Origin of the sequence: Cutibacterium sp. KBN10P07758 (genome assembly GCF_050286205.1) — a bacterium.
Classification (GTDB): Bacteria; Actinomycetota; Actinomycetes; order Propionibacteriales; family Propionibacteriaceae; genus Cutibacterium; species Cutibacterium acnes.
In genome coordinates this window covers 107485-128892 of the sequence record NZ_JBNNQV010000001.1, presented here as the reverse complement: position 1 = coordinate 128892, position 21408 = coordinate 107485, and the positions used below count along the sequence as shown (strand labels likewise).

Annotated in this window: 21 protein-coding genes; 13 read left to right on the top strand and 8 right to left on the bottom strand. The window is 59.7% G+C overall.

Annotation, left to right across the window (positions count from 1 at the left end; all coding sequences use genetic code 11):
• Window positions 1-28: 28 nt before the first annotated feature.
• Window positions 29-1375 (bottom strand): MATE family efflux transporter, encoded by a 1347-nt coding sequence (locus ACOYO3_RS00605; RefSeq protein WP_002516439.1) that lies wholly within the window; start codon window positions 1373-1375, stop codon window positions 29-31.
• Window positions 1375-2022, bottom strand: coding sequence for a TetR/AcrR family transcriptional regulator (locus ACOYO3_RS00600; RefSeq protein ID WP_002516452.1), 648 nt, complete (start codon window positions 2020-2022; stop codon window positions 1375-1377). The genes ACOYO3_RS00605 and ACOYO3_RS00600 overlap by 1 nt, the downstream gene beginning before the upstream one ends.
• 136 nt (window positions 2023-2158) lie before the next feature.
• Here ACOYO3_RS00600 and ACOYO3_RS00595 point away from each other — a divergent pair, with 136 nt between their 5' ends.
• Both ACOYO3_RS00595 and ybaK read left to right on the top strand, forming a co-directional pair.
• Window positions 2159-3031, top strand: coding sequence for an aminodeoxychorismate lyase (locus ACOYO3_RS00595; RefSeq protein WP_002518154.1), 873 nt, complete (start codon window positions 2159-2161; stop codon window positions 3029-3031).
• Entirely contained in the window at window positions 3031-3519 is a 489-nt protein-coding gene (ybaK, locus tag ACOYO3_RS00590; protein WP_002514208.1) for a Cys-tRNA(Pro) deacylase, read from the top strand. Before ACOYO3_RS00595 ends, ybaK begins: the two co-directional genes overlap by 1 nt.
• Window positions 3520-3531: 12 nt before the next feature.
• On the opposite strand, the gene ACOYO3_RS00585 is transcribed toward ybaK, so the two are convergent.
• Genes ACOYO3_RS00585 through ACOYO3_RS00575 form a run of 3 tightly spaced genes read right to left on the bottom strand, consistent with a single transcriptional unit; the run spans window position 3532 to window position 5287 of the window.
• Complete coding sequence (locus ACOYO3_RS00585) at window positions 3532-3930, bottom strand: hypothetical protein (RefSeq protein WP_002518503.1); 399 nt, start codon at window positions 3928-3930, stop codon at window positions 3532-3534.
• A 29-nt stretch (window positions 3931-3959) separates the two neighbouring features.
• A complete protein-coding gene (locus tag ACOYO3_RS00580) occupies window positions 3960-4496 on the bottom strand; it encodes a hypothetical protein (protein WP_002516455.1) in 537 nt (178 codons plus the stop codon).
• Window positions 4493-5287 carry a L,D-transpeptidase gene (locus ACOYO3_RS00575; protein ID WP_074323599.1) on the bottom strand — a complete coding sequence of 265 codons (795 nt, stop codon included), beginning with the start codon at window positions 5285-5287 and terminating at the stop codon, window positions 4493-4495. The genes ACOYO3_RS00580 and ACOYO3_RS00575 overlap by 4 nt, the downstream gene beginning before the upstream one ends.
• Before the next feature lie 132 nt (window positions 5288-5419).
• Between ACOYO3_RS00575 and ACOYO3_RS00570 the strand changes: the two genes are divergently transcribed.
• From ACOYO3_RS00570 to ACOYO3_RS00560, 3 genes are all read left to right on the top strand, one after another.
• Window positions 5420-5644: a hypothetical protein gene (locus ACOYO3_RS00570; RefSeq protein WP_002522712.1), complete on the top strand. Its 225-nt coding sequence runs from the start codon at window positions 5420-5422 to the stop codon at window positions 5642-5644.
• Window positions 5616-7685: an NAD(+) synthase gene (locus ACOYO3_RS00565; RefSeq protein WP_002518158.1), complete on the top strand. Its 2070-nt coding sequence runs from the start codon at window positions 5616-5618 to the stop codon at window positions 7683-7685. The genes ACOYO3_RS00570 and ACOYO3_RS00565 overlap by 29 nt, the downstream gene beginning before the upstream one ends.
• A 178-nt stretch (window positions 7686-7863) precedes the next feature.
• Window positions 7864-10110: a 6-phosphofructokinase gene (locus ACOYO3_RS00560; protein WP_002519750.1), complete on the top strand. Its 2247-nt coding sequence runs from the start codon at window positions 7864-7866 to the stop codon at window positions 10108-10110.
• A gap of 66 nt (window positions 10111-10176) precedes the next feature.
• Here the strand turns inward: ACOYO3_RS00560 and ald (ACOYO3_RS00555) are convergent, their stop codons facing one another.
• A complete protein-coding gene (gene ald / locus ACOYO3_RS00555) occupies window positions 10177-11289 on the bottom strand; it encodes an alanine dehydrogenase (RefSeq protein WP_002518507.1) in 1113 nt (370 codons plus the stop codon).
• Between the two features lie 287 nt (window positions 11290-11576).
• Between ald (ACOYO3_RS00555) and ACOYO3_RS00550 the strand changes: the two genes are divergently transcribed.
• The 4 genes from ACOYO3_RS00550 (at window position 11577) to ACOYO3_RS00535 (ending at window position 14024) form a co-directional block, all read left to right on the top strand.
• Window positions 11577-13076 (top strand): amino acid permease, encoded by a 1500-nt coding sequence (locus tag ACOYO3_RS00550; protein WP_002520310.1) that lies wholly within the window; start codon window positions 11577-11579, stop codon window positions 13074-13076.
• Window positions 13077-13175: 99 nt separating this feature from the next.
• Window positions 13176-13379, top strand: coding sequence for a hypothetical protein (locus ACOYO3_RS00545; RefSeq protein WP_002519567.1), 204 nt, complete (start codon window positions 13176-13178; stop codon window positions 13377-13379).
• The gene (locus ACOYO3_RS00540) at window positions 13376-13690 is read left to right on the top strand and encodes a hypothetical protein (RefSeq protein ID WP_002519566.1); all 315 of its coding nucleotides are present in this window, start codon (window positions 13376-13378) and stop codon (window positions 13688-13690) included. The genes ACOYO3_RS00545 and ACOYO3_RS00540 overlap by 4 nt, the downstream gene beginning before the upstream one ends.
• Before the next feature lie 58 nt (window positions 13691-13748).
• The gene (locus tag ACOYO3_RS00535) at window positions 13749-14024 is read left to right on the top strand and encodes a hypothetical protein (protein ID WP_002519565.1); all 276 of its coding nucleotides are present in this window, start codon (window positions 13749-13751) and stop codon (window positions 14022-14024) included.
• A 1-nt stretch (window position 14025) separates the two neighbouring features.
• Here ACOYO3_RS00535 and ACOYO3_RS00530 read toward each other — a convergent pair whose 3' ends face one another.
• Window positions 14026-14157 carry a hypothetical protein gene (locus ACOYO3_RS00530; protein WP_002516560.1) on the bottom strand — a complete coding sequence of 44 codons (132 nt, stop codon included), beginning with the start codon at window positions 14155-14157 and terminating at the stop codon, window positions 14026-14028.
• 280 nt (window positions 14158-14437) lie between these two features.
• On the opposite strand from ACOYO3_RS00530, the gene ACOYO3_RS00525 reads away from it, so the two are divergent.
• The 4 genes from ACOYO3_RS00525 (at window position 14438) to ACOYO3_RS00510 (ending at window position 20174) form a co-directional block, all read left to right on the top strand.
• Window positions 14438-15592, top strand: a complete 1155-nt coding sequence (locus tag ACOYO3_RS00525; RefSeq protein ID WP_002519564.1) for a L,D-transpeptidase — start codon at window positions 14438-14440, stop codon at window positions 15590-15592.
• A gap of 270 nt (window positions 15593-15862) precedes the next feature.
• Window positions 15863-17329: a septal ring lytic transglycosylase RlpA family protein gene (locus ACOYO3_RS00520; RefSeq protein ID WP_002547948.1), complete on the top strand. Its 1467-nt coding sequence runs from the start codon at window positions 15863-15865 to the stop codon at window positions 17327-17329.
• A gap of 294 nt (window positions 17330-17623) precedes the next feature.
• Window positions 17624-18910, top strand: a complete 1287-nt coding sequence (locus tag ACOYO3_RS00515; RefSeq protein ID WP_002516561.1) for a citrate synthase — start codon at window positions 17624-17626, stop codon at window positions 18908-18910.
• A gap of 238 nt (window positions 18911-19148) precedes the next feature.
• Complete coding sequence (locus ACOYO3_RS00510) at window positions 19149-20174, top strand: adenosine deaminase (RefSeq protein ID WP_002519568.1); 1026 nt, start codon at window positions 19149-19151, stop codon at window positions 20172-20174.
• A 46-nt stretch (window positions 20175-20220) separates the two neighbouring features.
• Here the strand turns inward: ACOYO3_RS00510 and ald (ACOYO3_RS00505) are convergent, their stop codons facing one another.
• On the bottom strand, window positions 20221-21333 hold the full coding sequence (gene ald / locus ACOYO3_RS00505) for an alanine dehydrogenase (protein WP_002518507.1): 1113 nt from the start codon (window positions 21331-21333) through the stop codon (window positions 20221-20223).
• Between the last annotated feature and the right edge of the window lie 75 nt (window positions 21334-21408).

Sequence of the window (21408 nt, the reverse complement as noted above, 5' to 3'; positions counted from 1 at the left end):
AACCCTCCTTCAAGCTCCCAAAACCCGCTCAGGCGCCCGTCCTCATCCAGGCGTCTCCGCGCGCACGCCATGCCAGGATTGCACACCGCACGATCATGAACCCGCTGAAGGCAACCCACAGCCACACCACTGCAGCGGCCGGGTCTGACGGCGCCAAGAGGTGCACAGCCCAGGCCATCGGTAGATACACCAGGAGCATGACAACCTGAGCACCCGACAACCATCGGCCGTCGCCAGCCCCAATGAGCACCCCATCGAGGACGAAAGCCGGGCCAGCAACGATCTGCTGAGCTGCCACGACAAGCAAACCAGCAGCGACCGCTCGGTGTACGGCGGGGTCGTCGGTGTACAGGGCAGGAACCACCTGATGAAAAGCCGCCAGCACGATGCCAATAACAACGCCCGCCACAAGCCCCCATCGCGTCATCGTGGCCGTCAGTGACCGGGTACGACGGACGTCACCAGCTCCCAGGCTCGCCCCGGTGAGGGCCTGGCCGGCAATACCCAGGGCGTCCATGGCCATGAGTAGCAAGTTCCACATCGTCATCGTCACCTGATATGACGCCATGGTGATCGCTCCAGACCGCGCGGCGACCCAGGTTGTCACGTAGAGAGCGGCACGCAACGCCAGGGTTCGAATGAGCAACGGGATACCATCACGCAAACTTGAAGCAATGCCGCTCAGGTGCGGCACCAAACTTAAGTCGAGGCCGCGAGTTCGTATCCGCAGCACCCACACCAGAGCCACCGCCATGGCTATCTGGCAGACGAGGGTGCCTATGGCGGACCCCTGGATGCCCCAACCCATACCAAGCACGAACCACAGATTGAGCACCAAGTTCGCACTAAAGGTGACGACCGTCACAACTAAGGGCGTGCGAGTGTCTTGAAACCCACGCAACACTCCTGTGATCGCCATGGTGGCGAGCATCGCGGGCACCCCAAATCCAGTGATGCGCAAATAGCGTCCCGCCTGTTCCGCAACCGCGCCGCTAGCTCCAAACCAACCAGCCACCGTCGTCGGAATAGCCACCAGCATGATCGCCACAAGTAGGCCAATGATGACAGACAGCCACAAGCCATCCACACCAGCCTGGGCAGCTCCCTGACGGTCCCCCGCCCCCATTCGACGTGACGATGTTGCCGTCGTCGCGTAGGCAAGGAAAACAAAAAGCCCTGTGAAGGTCGTCAAGGCCGCCGAAGCCACACCCAGGCCTGCCAACTCGGCGGTGCCCAGATGCCCGACCACTGCGGAGTCTGCAACGAGGAACAGCGGCTCAGCAATCAGGGACAAGAAAGCAGGCACTGCCAGATTCAGAATCTGACGGTATCCGGCCCCAACCTCGGAGCCCGGATCGCGACTCCCTCGAACCATCAAGCTCGTGCTATCGCACCGCGCAGGGACGCACGAATGACATCGAGAACCCGGTCAGCCCACTCCGGAGTTTTCTCACCACGCAGGGGACCAGAAGTCGACAGCGACGCAAAACCGTGAAGCACGGACCACAGAAGAATGACGAGGCTCCGGACGTCAACCCGGTCAGAAAGCGTGACTTCTCGATCTGAAAGGACATCTTGGATTACCGAATCGGGCAGATTCGGTGCTTTCGACCGGTCCACGTTAAGAGCGTCAAGCCCCGTATCCGAAATGCGATACGCCACGTCGAAGAGCCCCGGCTCAGTCAGAGCGAAATCAAGATATGCACGGCAGGCAGCCACGAGTTGGGAAACTGCCACGCTCTCATCGTCGATGGGCTGGGCCTCAGCCACCGCTTCACGCATGACGACACCGATCTGGTCGGCAGCCGCCAGACCCACCTCATCAAGAAGGGCCTCGCGATTCGCGAAGTGACGGTACGCGGCGTTAGGTGATACTCCTGCGCGGCGAGTAGCCTCACGCAGCACAACAGCCTCGGTGCCACCGCTGCGAGCCATCTCCAGACCCTTCTTTACGAGGACTTCGTGAAGATGACCATGATGGTACGTCTGACGTGGTTGCGACGAGTGATGCGTCTCCGTCATTAATGATCCCCCGGTCCGTTAGTAGCATGGTGTCAACCTGACTGGCTGAACGCTGACGCCCAACAATACGTGACATCTGTGGCCCCGGCTGACAGCCCCTATGACCACTCAACCATCACTCAACTAGGCTGAACGCATGAATTCAAGTGTTCCATACTTGCTAGCCATCCTCGGTAAAGGGGTCGTGTCACCATCCACGATGGTGTGCCATGCAGACGATCTCGGGCTGGTGCGTGGGGATGGCGTCTTCGACACAACTCGTATCGTGACCGCGCAGGATGGAACATCGCGAATCGACCACCTCGACGAGCACCTGTCCCGGTTCGCCCGCTCTATCGCTGGAGTGAACGGCCCCACCCCCGATTTGGACTCCTGGAACCACCTCATCGAAGAAGCGGCACGCACCTGGCGTATCCCCGGCGAAGCTGCCCTCAAACTCGTCTACACCAATGGTCGTCAGGTCGTCCCCGGACCGCCTCGAGGTTTTCTCATCATCTCTCCCCTTTCCGAAACTGCAATCGAAGAACGGGAGGGAATCGACGTGCTGTGTCTATCCCGTGGGGTCACTAGCGACGCCTTCGCCGATGCTCCCTGGCTCCTCGGTGGGGTCAAGACCCTGTCCTATGCCGTCAACGTCGCAGCTCTGCGCTATGCCCGATCCCAGGGCGCCGACGACGCCATCTTCACCTCTACCGACGGTTACCTGCTCGAAGGACCAACCTCTGGGTTAGTCATCGCGGCTGACGACGGACTGTGGACAACCCCCACCGGTCCCACCGGCATCCTGAACTCCATTACCGTCAGTACCGTCTTCGAGGCCGCTGGTGAAGACGGGGTCCAGACATCTACCCGGCTCATGAAACACGGTGAGGTGTTGCGTGCCCAGGGGGCTTGGTTGTTGTCATCGGTGCGTGGCGTCGCCCCCATCCTCAGTATTGACGGCCACCCAGTTCCCCAAGACGAGGACATGACCCACCGGTTGCGGACTTGGGCGGGATTTGAGAACTGATGCCTGCGTCTGACTCTGCATCTGCGGCAACCAAAGCCCTTGCCAAGGCCAAGATCCCGCATGTCCTGCACAGCTACGACCACGATCCGTCCAACCATCATTTCGGCGATGAAGGGGCCGCGAAGCTTGGGTTCGACCCATCCATCATGCTCAAAACCCTGGTCGTCGAGTTGGTCCCCTCGGGCAAGCTTGCCGTCGCCGTCGTTCCGGTGAGCCGCCAGCTTGATCTTAAGGCTTTTGCCTCAGCCGTAGGTGCGAAAAAAGTCGCTATGGCTGACCCAGCGGCAGCAGAGCGCGCCACGGGGTACATCGTCGGGGGAATTTCTCCCTTGGGGCAGAAAAAGCGGCTACCCATCTGCATCGACGAGTCGGTGCTAGGGCAGCCGCGGGTGCTGGTTTCAGGCGGGCGTCGAGGTCTGTCGGTGGAATTGTCACCATCGGACCTGGTGACTGTCACCGGAGCGGTGACGGCAAAAATCTCCTGCTAACGCCAACCCCGGTCACTTACTGGAGTTCTTGCCGATCGACTGCGGTAGGACGAGCAGCCCGATCACAATGACGACACCAAGTACCACGTGAATCCACTTGATGGCGCCACCACTGCTCAGCTCACCGAGGACATACTGAACAAGGATTAGCACCGCCATACCGACGGCGTGACCGACGACCGCCGACGATCCACCACGGCGCTTCCACATGACGGCCAAAACGGCCGCGACGATAGCCGCCAGCAGGGTCACAATGCCGAAGCCCATGTGCACGTCGCCGAGACCGTGAACTCCGGAAAGCATGAAACAGGCCAAAACAGCCTGGACAATCACGGCCCCAACGGCAACCCAGGCGGAAATTGTGAGAGCCTTAGGAGCAGAGGGGATAGTCGAGGTGTGCTGCTGTGTCATGAGCCACACTCTAGGCCAGGGCTACAGCTTTATCGTGAACTTCGCCCCACCATCACCCATGGCCCCCACCAGCATCCCAATGCACTGGCTGTCACAACGGCTGGCCATGAGACCTCCACCACCGCAGACAAGTCCAAGATGAGGGCATAGAGACCAGCTGCTCCAACTAGAACCGTCACTGCCCCGACGACCCCACCAGCGATGCGTTGGCTCCTCCGCCGGACGAGGCGTCCGCCCAACAGAGCCGCCATGAGGACGACCGGGATGATGAGAATTACCGTTACTCCCATAGCGTAAAGCAGCCCGATCAAAAGGCAGCCAAACCATCCTTGTACCGGCATGCCCGCCCTGGTGCCGTCAGCTCCAGGGCTCGTCGCCCAGATCGCCAAAGTCAGCCCCCACACCAGTCCAGTTATGGCCATAGCAGTGGTGAACACACCAGCCGACCTACCTACCCGCGCTGACTCAGTGGTAGCACCCAAAATGTCCGAGTTGCGCTGATCGACGTTGTGACCTAGTCGCGCCCTCACATCGATGATGTTCTCCTCGCTGCGTCGACGGCTCACCGCACTTTCACCTTTGTGCCCTCATGAGCAAATCTGTAGAGGGCCTCAGAATCTTTGGGGGCCAGCCGAGCACAGCCGTGACTTGAATATCCGGGCAATCCCAAGGTGTAGACAGGCTGGGCAGGTTTCTTGGTCTTTTCGTCCCAGGGAATCTGGTGGAAACCGATAGTTCCCGTCGCGCCGGGGCGTTGATAAAAAGACAGGAAATTAGGTATATACCAGCGGATGCCATCCTCAGTAAAAGCCGCGTGCCGCATCTTGTATTGAATCTTGTAGTTCCCAACAGGGGTCTTCCACGGCTCAGCAGTAGTGAGCATGACCCGTTTCACTAGACCGTGAGCTACGAGGTAAACGCGATTCTCCGCTTTGATCCACAGGACGTAGCTGCCAGGTCCAGCTGAGGATTTCGCACCGACGGTAAGAGATGCTGCCGGTGGGGTTGGGGTAGGAGTCACCGGGGCTGAGTCGTCAGCCTTCGGGCCCGTAGAATCTTCGGGATCATTGACGCCCTCATTGCTTGACGGCCCATCTGGATCCGGTTGTTTATGCGCAGCCTTAGCGGCCGATTTCGGGGACGCCGTAGGGCACGTCACCGGATATTGCTGACGGGAACGCATATCGCCCGCACCAGGGACGAAGTCGATACATGGCTCTGAGGCAGCGGGCATTGACGATCCGCAGCCAGCAACTAAGCAGACCATTGTCACTAGGGCAACAAGAAAACCGCCGCCACGCCACGGGCCTGAGCCGACGCGCGGTTCCGGGTTCGAGGTACGTCCGGGGGCATGCATCGGGTTAAGTTTAGAGGCCCCACCGTAACCGTACGAATACAACGTCGGTAGCAGAACTGCGAAACTCCCCTCAAAGCCCGACGACTCATGCCTCGGGAGAGACGTGTAGGGGCCGACAGGGAGGAGAGAACCATGCCGGGGGCACTTGTTATTGGGGAGTCATTGATTGATGTTGTCAATGATGGGGCGCAAGGGGTGAGCATCCTGGGGGTCCCCGATGAATGTCGCGATTACCGTCTCCCGCACCGGCGCGAACCCACCGCGCACCGCCGAATTAGGGTGACCGAAGATTCCTCACCCCCGCGTCAATGTCTGCGAGACTGGCATCATGAAGGGGAACTTCCACTCGACCTATGACCAAGGATTTGCGCGAGTCGCCGCCTGCACCACGACGGTGCATATCGGTGACCCCGCCTCGAACGTGGCGGGGATTCTCGACACCTGTCGGGAACTCAGCTCCCGAAGCGTCGCGATCGCCGTGTTCCCCGAGTTATGTCTGACGGGCTACGCCATCGACGACCTGCTGCTTCAAGACGTCGTGCTTGACGCCGTACTCGACGCCATCGAGACTGTGCGCCAAGCTTCCCGTAGCCTCTTCCCGGTCATCATCGTCGGGGCGCCGTTGCAGCGTGGCAACCGGCTTTACAACTGTGCGGTCGTGATCCACCGCGGGCAAGTCCTCGGTGTGGTGCCAAAGAGTCACCTCCCCAACTATCGGGAGTTCTACGAAAAACGTCATTTCGCCGTCGGCGCGGGCACTACCGGGATGATTGACCTATCGGGGCGACAAAAATCTCACGCGGCTTCTACTGAGATCCCCTTCGGACCCGACCAGCTCTTCCGAGCCACCGATCTGCCTGACCTCACCTTCCATGTAGAGGTGTGCGAGGACCTCTGGGTGCCAGTCGCCCCGTCCTCCCAGGCCGCTCTGGCCGGGGCCGTCGTGGAGGTAAATCTCTCGGGCTCCCCCATCACCGTCGGAAAATCCCGCCAGCGCCACGAGCTGTGCAAAGTCACGTCTTCGCGCAACCTGCAGGCCTACGTCTATGCGGCCGCCGGTCCCGGAGAATCCAGCACAGATCTGTCCTGGGACGGCCAAACAATGATCTACGAAAACGGTTCCCTCCTTGCCGCCACCGACAGATTCTCCCCCGAACCGGGCTACTGCCTCGCCGATATCGACCTCGACCTGCTGCGGCAGGAGCGGTTGCGTCAGGGGTCCTTCGACGACAACGCCCTCGCCCAGCCCGCTCAAGCTCCATGGCGCACCACCATCTTCACTCTTGACCCGCCCCACGACGACATCGGCCTGGAACGCCCCGTTAATCGCTTCCCCTTCGTCCCCAACGACCCTGACCAGCTCGCCCAAGATTGCTACGAGGCCTACAACATCCAGGTCTACGGACTGCGTCGTCGACTCGAGTCAATGGGATCACCGAAAATCGTCATTGGGGTTTCCGGCGGTCTCGACTCCACCCACGCCCTGCTCGTCGCCGCCAAAGCCATGGACCAGATGGGCCGGCCGCGCACCGACATCCTTGCTTTCACAATGCCGGGGTTCGCTACCACCGACCACACCAAAAACAACGCCCTAGATATGTGTCGCGCCCTCGGCATTCCGTGCGAAGTGTTGGACATCCGGCCGGCTGCCACCCAGATGCTCAAGGGAATGAGCCATCCCGCCGGTGACGGCGCCGAAGTATACGACGTCACCTTCGAGAACGTCCAGGCGGGGCTGCGCTACGACTACCTCTTCCGGATAGCCAACCAGCGCGGCGGCATCGTGCTGGGCACCGGTGATTTGTCGGAACTAGCACTGGGCTGGTGCACCTTCGGGGTCGGCGATCAGATGAGCCACTACGGGGTCAATACCGGGGTACCCAAGACCCTCATTCAGCACCTCATTCGGTGGTGCATTTCGTCGGGCCAGTTCAACGAGGCCACTAATGTGGTGCTCGAGTCGGTGCTGGGAACAGAAATCTCCCCCGAGCTCGTCCCCGCTCGTCCCGGCGAGAAGATCCAGTCCACTCAAGCGAAGATAGGTCCCTACGAGCTGCAGGACTTCACCCTGTACCACCTGCTGCGCCACGGGATGCGCCCCAGCCGGATCATTTTCCTGTCCCACCATGCCTGGCGGGATGCATCGGTAGGCTCCTGGCCTCCCGGGTTCCGTGACGAGGACCGACACTCCTATGACCTGTCAGCAATCAAGGACTGGACGCGGCTGTTTCTGCGCCGGTTCGTCGGAAATCAGTTCAAGAGGTCGACTCTTCCCAACGGTCCCAAGGTCGTCGCAGGAGGTTCACTGAGTCCGCGCGGTGACTGGCGGATGCCCTCGGATGCCGTCGTCCGGGCCTGGCTTGACGACCTTGAGACAGTTCCCGACGAGCGGTTCTAAACCGTCACGGTCTGTTCGTTACGGTCTGCGCCCGGGGGATAATCCTCGCCCCGAGCCCCAGTTTTGGGCGCCTTCTGCGACCGGTGACGAAAAATCCCAGCAGCCAGGACGAGCAGTCACAATTCACCTGATACCCACCCGCGCGCGGCAATATTGATCTGTGCATGTTGATGACGAGATGAGGCTCACCCCCACTCTCCCCGACGGTCATGGTCTGCGCATTGGCATCCTGACCAGCGGTGGCGACGCTCAGGGCATGAACGCTGCTGTGCGGGCTGTGGTGCGCTCTGCGCTAAGTGTGGGAGCCGAGGTCTATGCGATATACGAGGGCTACCAGGGAATGATCGATGGTGGCGATGGCATCCGTAGGTTCGGGTGGGACGACGTCGGCTCGATCCTCAACCGTGGCGGCACCGTGATCGGAACCTTCCGTTGCAAGGGGATGCGCGAACGTCCGGGGCGCCTGAAGGCTGTCAGAAATCTCCTCGAACACGGGATCGATCGTCTCGTCGTCATCGGCGGTGACGGTTCGCTCACCGGCCTGGATGTGCTGCGCACCGAATGGACAGACCTGGTCGCTGAACTCGTCGACACCGGCCAGGTGAGCGCCGAGGTAGCCCGGGAACACCCCGCCCTCATGATCGCCGGGCTCGTCGGATCCATCGACAATGACCTCGTCGGATCCGATATGACCATCGGTGCCGATACTGCTCTGCACCGTATTGTCGATGCCATCGACGACCTCGCCTCCACCGCGGCCAGCCACCAGCGATCCTTCGTCGTTGAGGTGATGGGCCGCCACTGCGGCTATCTCGCCCTTATGGCAGCAGTTGCCGGCGGAGCTGACTATGTTCTTATTCCGGAACGGCCGCCCGAGGACGGTTGGGAGGACCGCATGTGCGCCGAGCTCAAACGTGGCCGTCAGGCGGGCCGACGTGACTCGATCGTCGTCGTCGCGGAGGGCGCCACCGATCGTTCCGGGAACCGGATCTCCTCGGAGTACGTCCGCCAGGTGCTTGAGGACAAACTCGGTGAGGACGCCCGGGTTACCATCCTGGGCCACGTCCAGCGCGGCGGACGACCGTCAGCCTATGACCGCTGGGCGTCGACCTGGTTGGGTTATCACGCGGTTCACGAGGTGCTCTCGACCACTCCAGAGGCCGAGGGGCGCGTTATCGGCACTGGGTCCAACCGCATACATCGCCTCCCCCTGGTCAAGGCCGTCGCTGACACGAAGTCGGTGCCCGGTCTCATTACGGAGGGCCGTTACAACGAGGCCATGCGGATGAGGGGACGTTCCTTTGTCGAGATGGACGCGATCTTCACCGAACTCAGTGAACCAGCTCGTACCACTTCCGACACCGCTGGTGACGCCGACCGCAAGCGCGTCGCGATCATGCACGCTGGCGGTCCGGCCCCGGGCATGAATACTGCTGCCCGTGCTGCAGTGCGACTGGCGATTTCCCGCGGTCATACCGTTGTGGGAATCCATAACGGGTTCATCGGACTAGCGACCGGGGACATGTCGGAATTGGCCTGGAGCGACGTCGAGGGCTGGGCCGGGGAAGGCGGCGCTGAGCTGGGTACCCGCCGCGAGATCCCTAGCACTCGCGACCTTTATGCTGTCAGCCGCGCTCTGGAGGATCATCACATCGACGCGTTGCTCGTCATTGGTGGCTACTCGGCCTACGAAGGTATCTACACCATGATGACTGAGCGGGACCGGTACCCGGCTTTCCGTATTCCGACGGTGTGCATTCCGGCTTCGATCGACAACAACCTCCCCGGTTCGGAACTGTCCATCGGCACCGACACCGCTCTCAACGTCATTGTCGAGGCGATGGACAAGATTAAAGAGTCGGGTATCGCGTCCAGACGCTGCTTCGTCGTCGAGACGATGGGTCGTGACTGCGGATACCTCGCGCTGATGTCGGGTATCGCAGCTGGCGCTGAGCGGATCTATACCAACGAGGACGGCATCTCCCTGGACGATCTAGCCAACGACGTCCATTGGTTGCGGGAGTCATTCGCCCACGGACGACGACTTTTCCTTGCCGTGCGCAACGAGAACGCATCGCACAATTACACCACCGACTTCATCGCGCGGCTGCTGGAGGAGGAATCACACGGCATGTATGACGTACGCCAGGTGGTACTAGGGCATATGCAGCAAGGCGGCTCACCCTCACCTTTCGACCGCTTGCTCGCCAACCGACTCGGGTATCGCGCTCTCAATCTCATTGACGACGAGTTGGCGGCGCATCAGGACGGTTCATGGTTCATTGGCGTCAACGAGTCGGGCATGCGGCCCTGTTCGATGGACACCATGCCCTCTCTCATTGACGCCGCTCATCGTCGTCCCCGCGAACAGTGGTGGCTGCAACTGAGGACTATTGCCAGGATGGTCTCGGACGAGGTGCGGTAAGTCGCGACGACCTCTCGCGAACTCTAGGTAGGTGGGGGTGGTGTGGTTTCACCCCCACCACCAACCTCACAACACCTCAGACACAGGCACACACTCAATACCCAACGCCTCACCCACCGGCGCACTCACCAACTTCCCACCACAAGTCGCCAAACCACGCCGCAAATCATCACGCGACCCACACGCACCCCTCCAACCCTCATCAGCCAACAACAACACATACCGCATCGTCGCATTCGTCAACGCATACGTCGACGTATGCGGCACCGCACCCGGCATATTCGCCACACAATAAAACACCGAACCCCCCACCACAAACGTCGGATCCGCATGCGTCGTCGGATGAGAATCCTCAAAACACCCACCCTGATCCACCGCAACATCCACCAACACCGACCCCGGCACCATCCCCAACACCATCTCATGATCCACCAAATGCGGAGTCCGAGCACCAGGCACCAACACCGACCCAATCACCACATCAGACTCACCACACGCCTCCCGAACCGCCAACGGACTCGAAAACCGCGTACCAATACGCCCACCCCACACCTCATCGATATAACGCATCCGCGCCACATCCACATCAAACACCGTCACATCAGCACCCATACCCGCAGCCACACGAGCCGCACACAACCCAGCCACACCACCACCAAGCACACTCACCCGACCACGACGCACACCCGAACCACCACCAAACAACACACCACGACCCCCAGCAGACTGCAACAAACAATTCGCACCCACCTGAGCAGCCAACCGACCCGCAATCTCCGACATCGGAGACAACAACGGCAACGAATGATCAGCCAACTCCACCGTCTCATACGCAATCGACGTCACCCCACGCCCCAAAAGCTCACGAGTCAACGCCTCATCAGCAGCCAAATGAAGATACGTAAAAAGAACCAAACCCTCATGCAACCGCCCATACTCCTCCGCAACAGGCTCCTTCACCTTCAACACCAAATCAGCATCACCCCACACCGACTCCACATCACCCACAACCCGCGCACCAGCACCCACAAAATCCGAATCCGGAATACCCGAACCCACACCAGCACCAGCCTGAACCAACACCTCATGACCACGACCAACCAACGCATGAACACCCGCCGGCGTCACAGCCACACGAAACTCACTATTCTTAACCTCAGTAGGAACACCAACACGCATCACACACACTCCTTACAACAACACCCGCCAACAACAACGTCGGGGGGGACCAGCATCGATGCTGATCCACAATCGATCTTACGCGTCGCCCTATGCCATTGTCTCGGTTATCCCATCACCAGTGACAGAGACTTATCCCTCATCCCACGTATTGTGATACCTGCCACATCTGAACATCTTTTTATCGACTACCGGCCCCAGTGAACCTATGCAACGTCTAAACTTGTGTTGGTTCTTTGTTCCGCAATGATGCGAGCAGGGGCACCGTTGATACCGGGAGGGTGTAGATGAGTCACATGGATAGCGCCACCCAGGCCACAACTCCAACTGAAGGGCCAACTGAAGAACCCCAGCTTCAGCGCGGCCTCAAGAACCGGCATCTCCAGCTCATTGCCATCGGAGGCGCCATTGGAACAGGCCTCTTTCTGGGATCCGGGAAGACCATCTCCCTAGCGGGTCCGTCTATTTTGCTGGTCTACCTCATCATCGGAGCAGTACTCTTCTTCGTCATGCGGGCCATGGGGGAGCTACTGCTGTCGAACCTGGCCTACAAGTCTTTCGCCGACTTCGCAACAGACCTCGTTGGCCCCGGCGCCGGGTTCTACATGGGGTGGACATATTGGATGTGTTGGGTCGTCATAGGTAACGCCGACACCATCGCGATGTGCGGATACTTGGCCGCTTGGTTCCCTCATCTCGATAAATGGATACCCGCCACATGCATCGTCTTACTATTGACATGTCTTAATATGGTAGCCGTAAAACTTTTTGGCGAGATGGAATTTTGGTTTGCGATGATTAAGATCGTCACCATCATCGCATTAATCCTTGTCGGCGGCTACCTTGCGATCACCGGGTTCCAGCCACCCCGCAGCGGGGTTCCGGCTGCGTCATTTTCTCATTTGTGGGACCGTGGCGGGTTCTTCCCCACCGGATTCATGGGATTCATAGCCGGCTTCCAAATTGCCATTTTCTCGTTCCAAGGTATTGAGATGGCAGGCACCGCAGCAGCGGAAACAGCAGACCCTGAACACAATCTTCCTAAGGCTATCAACTCAATCCCGGCTCGTGTCCTTATCTTCTATGTTCTGACCCTAGGCGTCATCATGGCAGTTCAGCCGTGGGATCTCATCAATCCGCAGGCAAGTCCTTTCGTCGAAATGTTTAGCTTTATTGGGATCCTTATTGCCTTCCATATCGTCAACTTTGTTGTGCTCACCTCCGCTGCATCTTCAGCGAACTCGGGAGTTTTCTCTACTTCCCGAATCCTCTACGGGCTAGCACGCGAGAAAGACGCCCCGCCAGTCTTCGCCAAGTTGTCCAGTCGTCACATTCCTCGCAATGCCCTCATCCTCACTGCGATGTGCATTGCGCCAGCCATCGTCCTCGTCACCCTTGAAGACTCAGTCATGGATGCTTTTTCCCTCGTTGCAGGAGTCTCCTCGGTGCTCTATCTGTCGGTGTGGGGACTCATTCTGGTCTGCTACCTCAAGTACTTAGGTAAGCATCCCCAACGCCATGCGGAATCAGCCTTCAAGATGCCTGCTGGCCGTGTGATGTCGTGGGTCGGCATCCTCTTCTTCATCACCATCCTCATCATGCTGGGCTTCTCGGCAGATTCTCGTCAGGCCCTTATCGCCGCTCCTGTCTGGGTGATATTTATGATGGTGCTATACCGCCTTTTGGCTTCCACCCGTGCCGATCACACTCGTATCGACTTCGACGCCGAGCGGATCCGTGCCCTCGAGGAGCTCCACCGCACGCAAGAGGATGAGCACCAAGCCTGACCGCAGCAATCTGGTCCACAGCCGCTTTCAGCCTCGCGACTCATGACCTCCTAGCTCTACGAGAATGACGGAGTTACTTCAAGTAGACCGGAGAGTGCCGTGACAAAAATCCCCACTACATATATGGGTCCGGGCTCTCGAGTGCCGCGGCCATCGCCACGACGCGAAAACTGCCCGATTCGAAGCGACGATGCCCCCGTATTCCCGCCACGTCGCATGGCACGTGCACGTCCGGTACTCCTCGCCGGGAGGACCTCAACGAGGAGATCGGCCCCGGCCGATCCTCGTGAGCCAGTGGCTTGACGATTTTTGTCAGGCCCATGAGGGAAGAGGCTGTTGTGAGACTCGCCGACCCTCTTCGTGACTTTTCGCAACCCTCTGTCGAACCCTGCGTGGCGTACGTGTCCGACCCATTACCTATGGCAGGGCCGGACGACCCCGTGCTCCTTAGCTTCGAGACCTCCGCGGATCGTTCCGACAACCCTCTTGGAGTCGTCGAGCCAGTAGGTGACTTTTACGCTCTAGCTAAGGGGCGGCCATTGCCTCTCCCCCAGACATTGCGATGTTCATGGAACCATCTATGCGATTCGTCGTCATCTTCTTCACGCCGTTAATCAAGGCGCTAGAAAAATCGTTCTTATTAGCCTTCACCTTGATAAAAAGCGTATTCAGATGGGGGTTAGGGGCAGCGCCAGCAGACACTCACCGCCTTACCAGCGGCATTCGCCCCGTCGGCGCGACCACCGCATGCCATCCAAAGACAGACTCGTCGCAGCAATCATGACGAGCGCTGCAACCTTCACGGGAATTCCTGGAACAAGTCGCATAAAAATCACAGCTCGGGACATACCATCCCTTTTTGGAGGAATACTACATATACTTGCAAGGTATGGCGGGCCTCAAGATTTGTATCGGACGATCCGCCGCTTCGTAAAGCTACCCCACTGATTCAGTTCAGCAGGCAGTACCACCAGAGGGCAATGATGGTGACACCGATGATCGTCACAACAACGACGATGAGCCACGTCAGCCAGTCAGGACGCTTACGCACCGCGAGCTGCTCGTCACTGTCATCACGCATAGGAAACCTCCGGGACCGGGTCGCATGAGGGGATGCAGATGCCAGAGTAGCGTCGCGTCACAACTCTCCCGATCCAGCCGGTTAGCGTTCAGTAAACGGCGCTCCAGATGACGTATCGACGTTTAGGGAGGCGCCAGCGCCGCGCTGTATCATGTATCCCGTTCATCTTCCCCTAAGAAATGAATCAGAGTTCTCATTTCGCGCACACAATCATGGAGGTACTGTGCCATCGAGACTGACCCGTCGTTCGGTTCTGGCTACAGGTGCCGTCGCTTTGCCAATGACAGCCGCTGCCTGCGCCAAGACCTCCGTTGGTAATGGTTTTGGCTCTAGTGGGAACTCTGCCACCCCGACGCCTACTCCGACCCCAACCCCCGCCACTCTGACAATCGCCGCAGACCACCCGATCACCGAGCTCCAGCCTGGTGATGCGCTGAAGTTTGCTGTCGCCAATGGAACCCTCAAGGACGTCAAGGTCACGGATTCCGAGGGCAGCGAAGTCACGGGCACTCTCAAGGACGCAGTGTGGACCCCGTCGAAACCTTGGAGTCTCAAGACCTCTTACACCGTCGCTGCGACCCTCTCGAATACCGACCCCCATGCTGGCTCGACAACGACGGTGACCAAAAACATCAAGAGCATCGATGGCGCCGTCAACGTCGTCGAGATGCTCTACAGCGACGCTTCGGTTGGCATCGGCATGCCGGTCATCATCAAGTTCGGGCACGAGGTCATCGACGCTGACATGCGCGCCAGGATTCAGAAGGCCATGCACATTGATGTCTCCCCACAGCAGGAGGGAGCGTGGGGATGGATCGACCATTCCCAGTTGATGTGGCGCCCCAAGGATTTTTGGAAGGCCGGCACGAAAGTCAACGTGAGCGGCAACCTCACCGGTCTCCCGACCTCCAGTCACCGCTGGATCACCCATGACGTCAAGGGTTCCTTCCAGGTTGGTCAAGCGCGAATCGTCAAGATTTACATCAACAAACACAAGATGGACGTCCTCCAGGACGGCAACGTTGTGCGCACGATCCCGGTGACCACCGGGAAGCCCGGTGCAAGCACCACTACTCGGTCTGGCACCAAGGTCATCATTGAACGCGATGCCACCAGAATCATGGACTCCTCGACGGTTGGCATCCCTAAGGGGAGCTCGGATTATTACCACCTCAAGGTCAAGTACGCCATGCGCGTCACCTACACCGGTGAGTTTATCCACGCCGCGCCGTGGTCCGAGCGCTCTCAGGGCAGCGCCAATGTCTCGCACGGTTGCGTCGGTTTGTCCACCGAGAACGCCAGATGGCTGTTTAACTTCTGCGCCGCCGGTGATCCCGTCATCAACTCAGGTTCAAACCGTATGTTCAAGCCGGACGAAGGTATCGGTTGCTGGTGCTACGACTGGAGCGGCTGGCAGAAACTCAGCGCAGTGTGAGTTAGTCCCCTCATACCTGCGAAACCCTCTACCTCGATGCAAGGTAGAGGGTTTCATCATGTCTAGGTGTCCTCACAGTTTGATGGCTTCTTTTCGGCTCCATGACGCGGTTTCAGCCCTCGTCGACGGTGGCCTATCACCGGTTGACGCGACACGCTCAAACCCTCAACGTCCTTGGGGCGACCGGTGGTGAATTCCTAATGTCCCACCCGTCCCGGAAACGCCGGGATCGAAGCCCCGATGCCTTTAATGGCGAGAGGAAGTCACACCGTGATCCGCCCCAAGCGCTCAGTCCGAGGTGCTGCCGCCACCATCGCCCTCACCTCCGGTATCAGCGTTGTTGCGCCGGCCGTCATTGGCTCGGTCGCACACGCAGCAAATACGCAGACGATGTACACGACCGCGGACGTCAACGTGCGGTCTGCCTCCTCCAACTCCGGCAGGGTGCTCACTGTCGCGGCACGCGGCCAGTCGGTGAAGGTCACCGGCGAGAAGGTGCGCGGGTGGGTCCCCGTTGCCGTCAATGGCACCAGCGGCTGGATCTACCAGCGCTACCTCACCGAGGAGAACGTCCACCCGGTGCACTTCGGCTCCGATCCTCTTCCCGACACCATGATCGCCGCTGTCCCGGTTAACGTTCGTAGCGACTCTGCTAATGCTGGCAAAGTCCTCACCGTTGCCGAGCGTGGTCAGCAGGTGCAGATCACCGGGCGTCCTGACGGCGGTTGGGTCCCGGTCTCCGTCAACGGCAAGTCCGGATGGATTTACGGCCGCTACCTCACCACGGGGAAGGCAGCTGCGGCCCCCGCCAAGCCAAAGACTGACGCTAAGAACGACTCTTCGACGAGCCGCGACCAGGGTCGTCCAGCCCTTGGCAACGCCGCCACCCGCACCACCAGCGGGCTCAACATGCGCACCGCCCCTTCGCCGTCCGGGCAGGTCATCAACCAGCTTGCCAGCGGTGCAGGAGTCCAAGTTACCGGCGAAGTCCACGGCAACTGGGTCCAAATCCGCGCCAACGGCTACACCGGCTGGGCATACCGCACCCACCTCACCGGCAACGTCCCAGCCGCCCAGCCCATCAAACACGCCGAACCCACAAAACCCAGCACCCCAGCCAAACCACGAACTCCAGCCAAGGACGACGCCCCCATCCACACCACCAGCGACGTCAACGTGCGCACCGCTCCCAGCCCCACAGCCAAGGCCATCACCGCCCTCGCGCAGGGAACCGGAGCCCGCCCCACCGGCGAAGTCCACGGCAACTGGGTCCAAATCCGCGCCAACGGCTACACCGGCTGGGCATACCGCACCCACCTCACCGGCAACGTCCCAGCCACTAAGGTGGACACTCCCTCTCGTAACACGCACAGGGGGAGCGATACCAGCCGCGACAAAGCCCGTCCGCCGCGTCAGGATTCGAGCAACGACGATTCGGTCAAGGGTTCCGGTCGCATCGCCGGCCGCTGCATTGCCTCGTTTTACGACGAGCCGCAGACGACCGCCTCGGGCGAGCAGTTCAACCCGAACGCCATGACCGCGGCCAACAAGACTCTGCCGCTGGGCACCCGCATCCGCGTCACCAACGTCCGTAATGGCCGTTCGACCGTCGTCCGGATCAATGACCGTGGCCCGTACGTCGCCGGGCGTTGCGTCGACCTGTCGCGTGCTTCGTTCGCCAGGATTGCGGATATCGGTCAGGGCACAGCCCCGATCACCTACACCATCCTCGGCTGAGCTCAACGCCTCGTAGGGGCGGTTCGCTATTAAGCGGGCCGCCCCTACGCACATCTACCGGGTCTACGTTGGTCGCTCCAACCCAGTGACGAAAACTGTCAGCCGACGCCCGAACACATCTGAACCATGAGAAATATGCCGGTTTCTTGGTGATTTTCATTCGCTAGCCGTAGCCTTGGTTGTGCCATAGTTCACACCGTGGTGACGCTCGGGAACGAACCCGCAGTGCCACCCGTCCACGTATGTCCGGCCACCGGTGATTGTCCGGACGAGGCCGCCAGGAAGGAACGCACGATGGGTTCGAGTGCAAGGTTCGTCGACGAAGACACTCACCTCGATTTCAGCAAGGTTGTCGCTACTGACGGCCAGGTGGGTTACGACGTCGCGGGTCTGCTCAACAAGACCGGCAACGTCATGATCGACCCGGGATTCGTCAACACGGCATCCTGCGAGTCACAGATCACCTACATTGACGGTGAGCAGGGAGTTTTGCGTTACCGCGGCTACCCGATTGAGCAGCTCGCTGAACAGTCGACCTTCCTTGAGACCGCCTACCTTGTCCTCTATGGGGAACTGCCAAGCAAGGCCCAATTGGACGGCTTCGAGGAGCGTATTCGTCGCACTACCCTCATCGACGAGCGGATGCGTGACCTCTTCCGATGCTTCCCCCGTCGGTCCCACCCGATGCCTGTGTTGGCTGCGGGCATCATGGCCCTGTCGACCTTCTCACAGAAATCCTCCGGCACTGATCCCGACCAAATCGAGGCGGCCACCACTCGCCTCATCGCCAAGGTCCCCACCCTGGCCGCCTTCGGCTACAAGAACTCGATGGGCCAGCCGACCCTCTACCCCGATAACTCCCTGAGCTACGTCCAGAACTTCATCCGGATGAGCTTCGGCTTCCCGACTGAACCCTACGAGTTCAATGACGAAATCACCCGCGCTCTGGAAACCCTGCTCATCCTGCACGTTGATCACGAGCAGAACTGTTCAACCTCGACGGTCCGTATGGTCGCGTCGTCGGGTGCCAACATGTACGCGGCGGTTGCCGCAGGCGTCAACGCCCTGTCCGGCCCGAAGCACGGTGGCGCAAACCAGGCCGTCCTCGAAATGCTGCAATTTATTCGCGACTCCGGCATGACCACTAAGGAGTTCGTCCGTAAGGTCAAGGACAAAGAATCCGACATCAAGCTGATGGGCTTTGGCCACCGGATCTACAAGAACTACGATCCACGCGCCGCCATCATCAAGAAACATGCCGACCGCATTATGGAACTCCATACCGGTCGTGAGGACCTTCTCGAGATCGCCAAGGAACTTGAAGAGACCGCGCTAAACGATGACTACTTCAAGGAGCGCAAGCTCTACCCGAACGTTGATTTCTATACCGGCCTCATCTACGAGGCCATGGGCTTCCCGATGAATATGTTCACCGTGCTGTTCGCACTGGGACGTCTGCCCGGGTGGATCGCCCAGTACCGAGAGCAAGTTGCCAGCGGAGGCAACAAGATTTGGCGTCCGCGTCAGATCTTCACCGGGTCTGACAAGCGAGATTACGTACCACTCAACAAGCGTGCCTGACGTAAACCGGCCTGGGAGGAAACTCGACCTCCCAGGCCGGTGTGTCTAAGGACTCGTATGTGTCTCTGGCCCTCGCATACGCCCCGTACCGATATCCGATTCCCCTAACCATTTTTGTCGGCTCCGGGCGCCTCGGATCATCAGGGTGTCCCGACCACCCTTCGCTCGGGATTTTTGTTCACCAGACTTCGGGCTGCTCCGCGCTTCTCCCCGGTGCGACGCCGATAGACTCCGGCACATGGATTCGGCCGAAGCGATGAACCTCCCCAAAGTCGTGCTGCACGATCATCTGGATGGTGGGCTACGTCCGGCGACAGTTTTAGAACTCGCCGCGCAGCGAGGCCGGCCCGTGCCTGCACAAACCCCCGAGGACCTCGCAACCTGGTTTTTTGAGTCAGCCGATTCCGGCTCTTTGGCCCGTTATCTCGACGCCTTCACCGAAACTATCGCCCTCATGCAGGATGCTGATTCCCTCCGGCGCGTCGCACGGGAATTCGTGGTAGATATGGCCACTGACGGCGTTATTTACGCCGAAGCTCGATGGGCTCCCCAACAGCATTTAACAGGTGGGTTGTCCGCTGCGGAGGCCGTCGAGGCAGTCCAGGTTGGCTTAGTAGACGGGATGGAATCTGCATCGCTGTCGGGCACGACGATCATCGCCCGCCAAATTCTGTGCCTCATGAGGCATCTCGACGTCCCCGAGGACGTGGTAGATCTTGCCGTCAACCATGCTCCGGGGGTCGTTGGCGTCGACGTTGCTGGGCCAGAGGATGGTTTTCCGCTAGCTCCGTTTACCAACGCGCTCACGCGCGTCCAAGCGGCCGGAATCCACCTCACCGTTCATGCCGGCGAAGCTGCTGGGCCGGAGTCTATTCTCGACGCCCTTAATCATGGGGCAGAGCGTCTCGGACATGGGGTGCGGATCATTGAAGACCGCGACGAATCCGGGTGGGGTCCGACAGCCCAGCAGGTGTTGTCGAATCAGGTGCCGTTGGAGGTCTGCCCAACGTCGAACACCCAGACCGGCATCTGCCGCAAGGTTGCCGAGCATCCGCTATCGACGCTGTGGTCTACCGGATTTAACATCACGGTGAGCTGTGATAACCGCCTCATGAGCCGTACGACGACGTCTCGAGAGATATCGCTGGTCTCCCAGGCACTCTGCTGGAACCGCGACGACGCCCTGGCTGCCCAGCGCAATGCGCTGCAAGCAGCCTTCTGTTCCCAGGACGATAAGCAGTCTCTCGTTCCCCTGCTGGTCTGAGCGCACGGTAGGTGGGGGTGGTGTGGTTTCACCCCCACCACCAACCTCACAACACCTCAGACACAGGCACACACTCAATACCCAACGCCTCACCCACCGGCGCACTCACCAACTTCCCACCACAAGTCGCCAAACCACGCCGCAAATCATCACGCGACCCACACGCACCCCTCCAACCCTCATCAGCCAACAACAACACATACCGCATCGTCGCATTCGTCAACGCATACGTCGACGTATGCGGCACCGCACCCGGCATATTCGCCACACAATAAAACACCGAACCCCCCACCACAAACGTCGGATCCGCATGCGTCGTCGGATGAGAATCCTCAAAACACCCACCCTGATCCACCGCAACATCCACCAACACCGACCCCGGCACCATCCCCAACACCATCTCATGATCCACCAAATGCGGAGTCCGAGCACCAGGCACCAACACCGACCCAATCACCACATCAGACTCACCACACGCCTCCCGAACCGCCAACGGACTCGAAAACCGCGTACCAATACGCCCACCCCACACCTCATCGATATAACGCATCCGCGCCACATCCACATCAAACACCGTCACATCAGCACCCATACCCGCAGCCACACGAGCCGCACACAACCCAGCCACACCACCACCAAGCACACTCACCCGACCACGACGCACACCCGAACCACCACCAAACAACACACCACGACCCCCAGCAGACTGCAACAAACAATTCGCACCCACCTGAGCAGCCAACCGACCCGCAATCTCCGACATCGGAGACAACAACGGCAACGAATGATCAGCCAACTCCACCGTCTCATACGCAATCGACGTCACCCCACGCCCCAAAAGCTCACGAGTCAACGCCTCATCAGCAGCCAAATGAAGATACGTAAAAAGAACCAAACCCTCATGCAACCGCCCATACTCCTCCGCAACAGGCTCCTTCACCTTCAACACCAAATCAGCATCACCCCACACCGACTCCACATCACCCACAACCCGCGCACCAGCACCCACAAAATCCGAATCCGGAATACCCGAACCCACACCAGCACCAGCCTGAACCAACACCTCATGACCACGACCAACCAACGCATGAACACCCGCCGGCGTCACAGCCACACGAAACTCACTATTCTTAACCTCAGTAGGAACACCAACACGCATCACACACACTCCTTACAACAACACCCGCCAACAACAACGTTGACCGGCTGCGACTAGTTACCACGAGAATAAGCA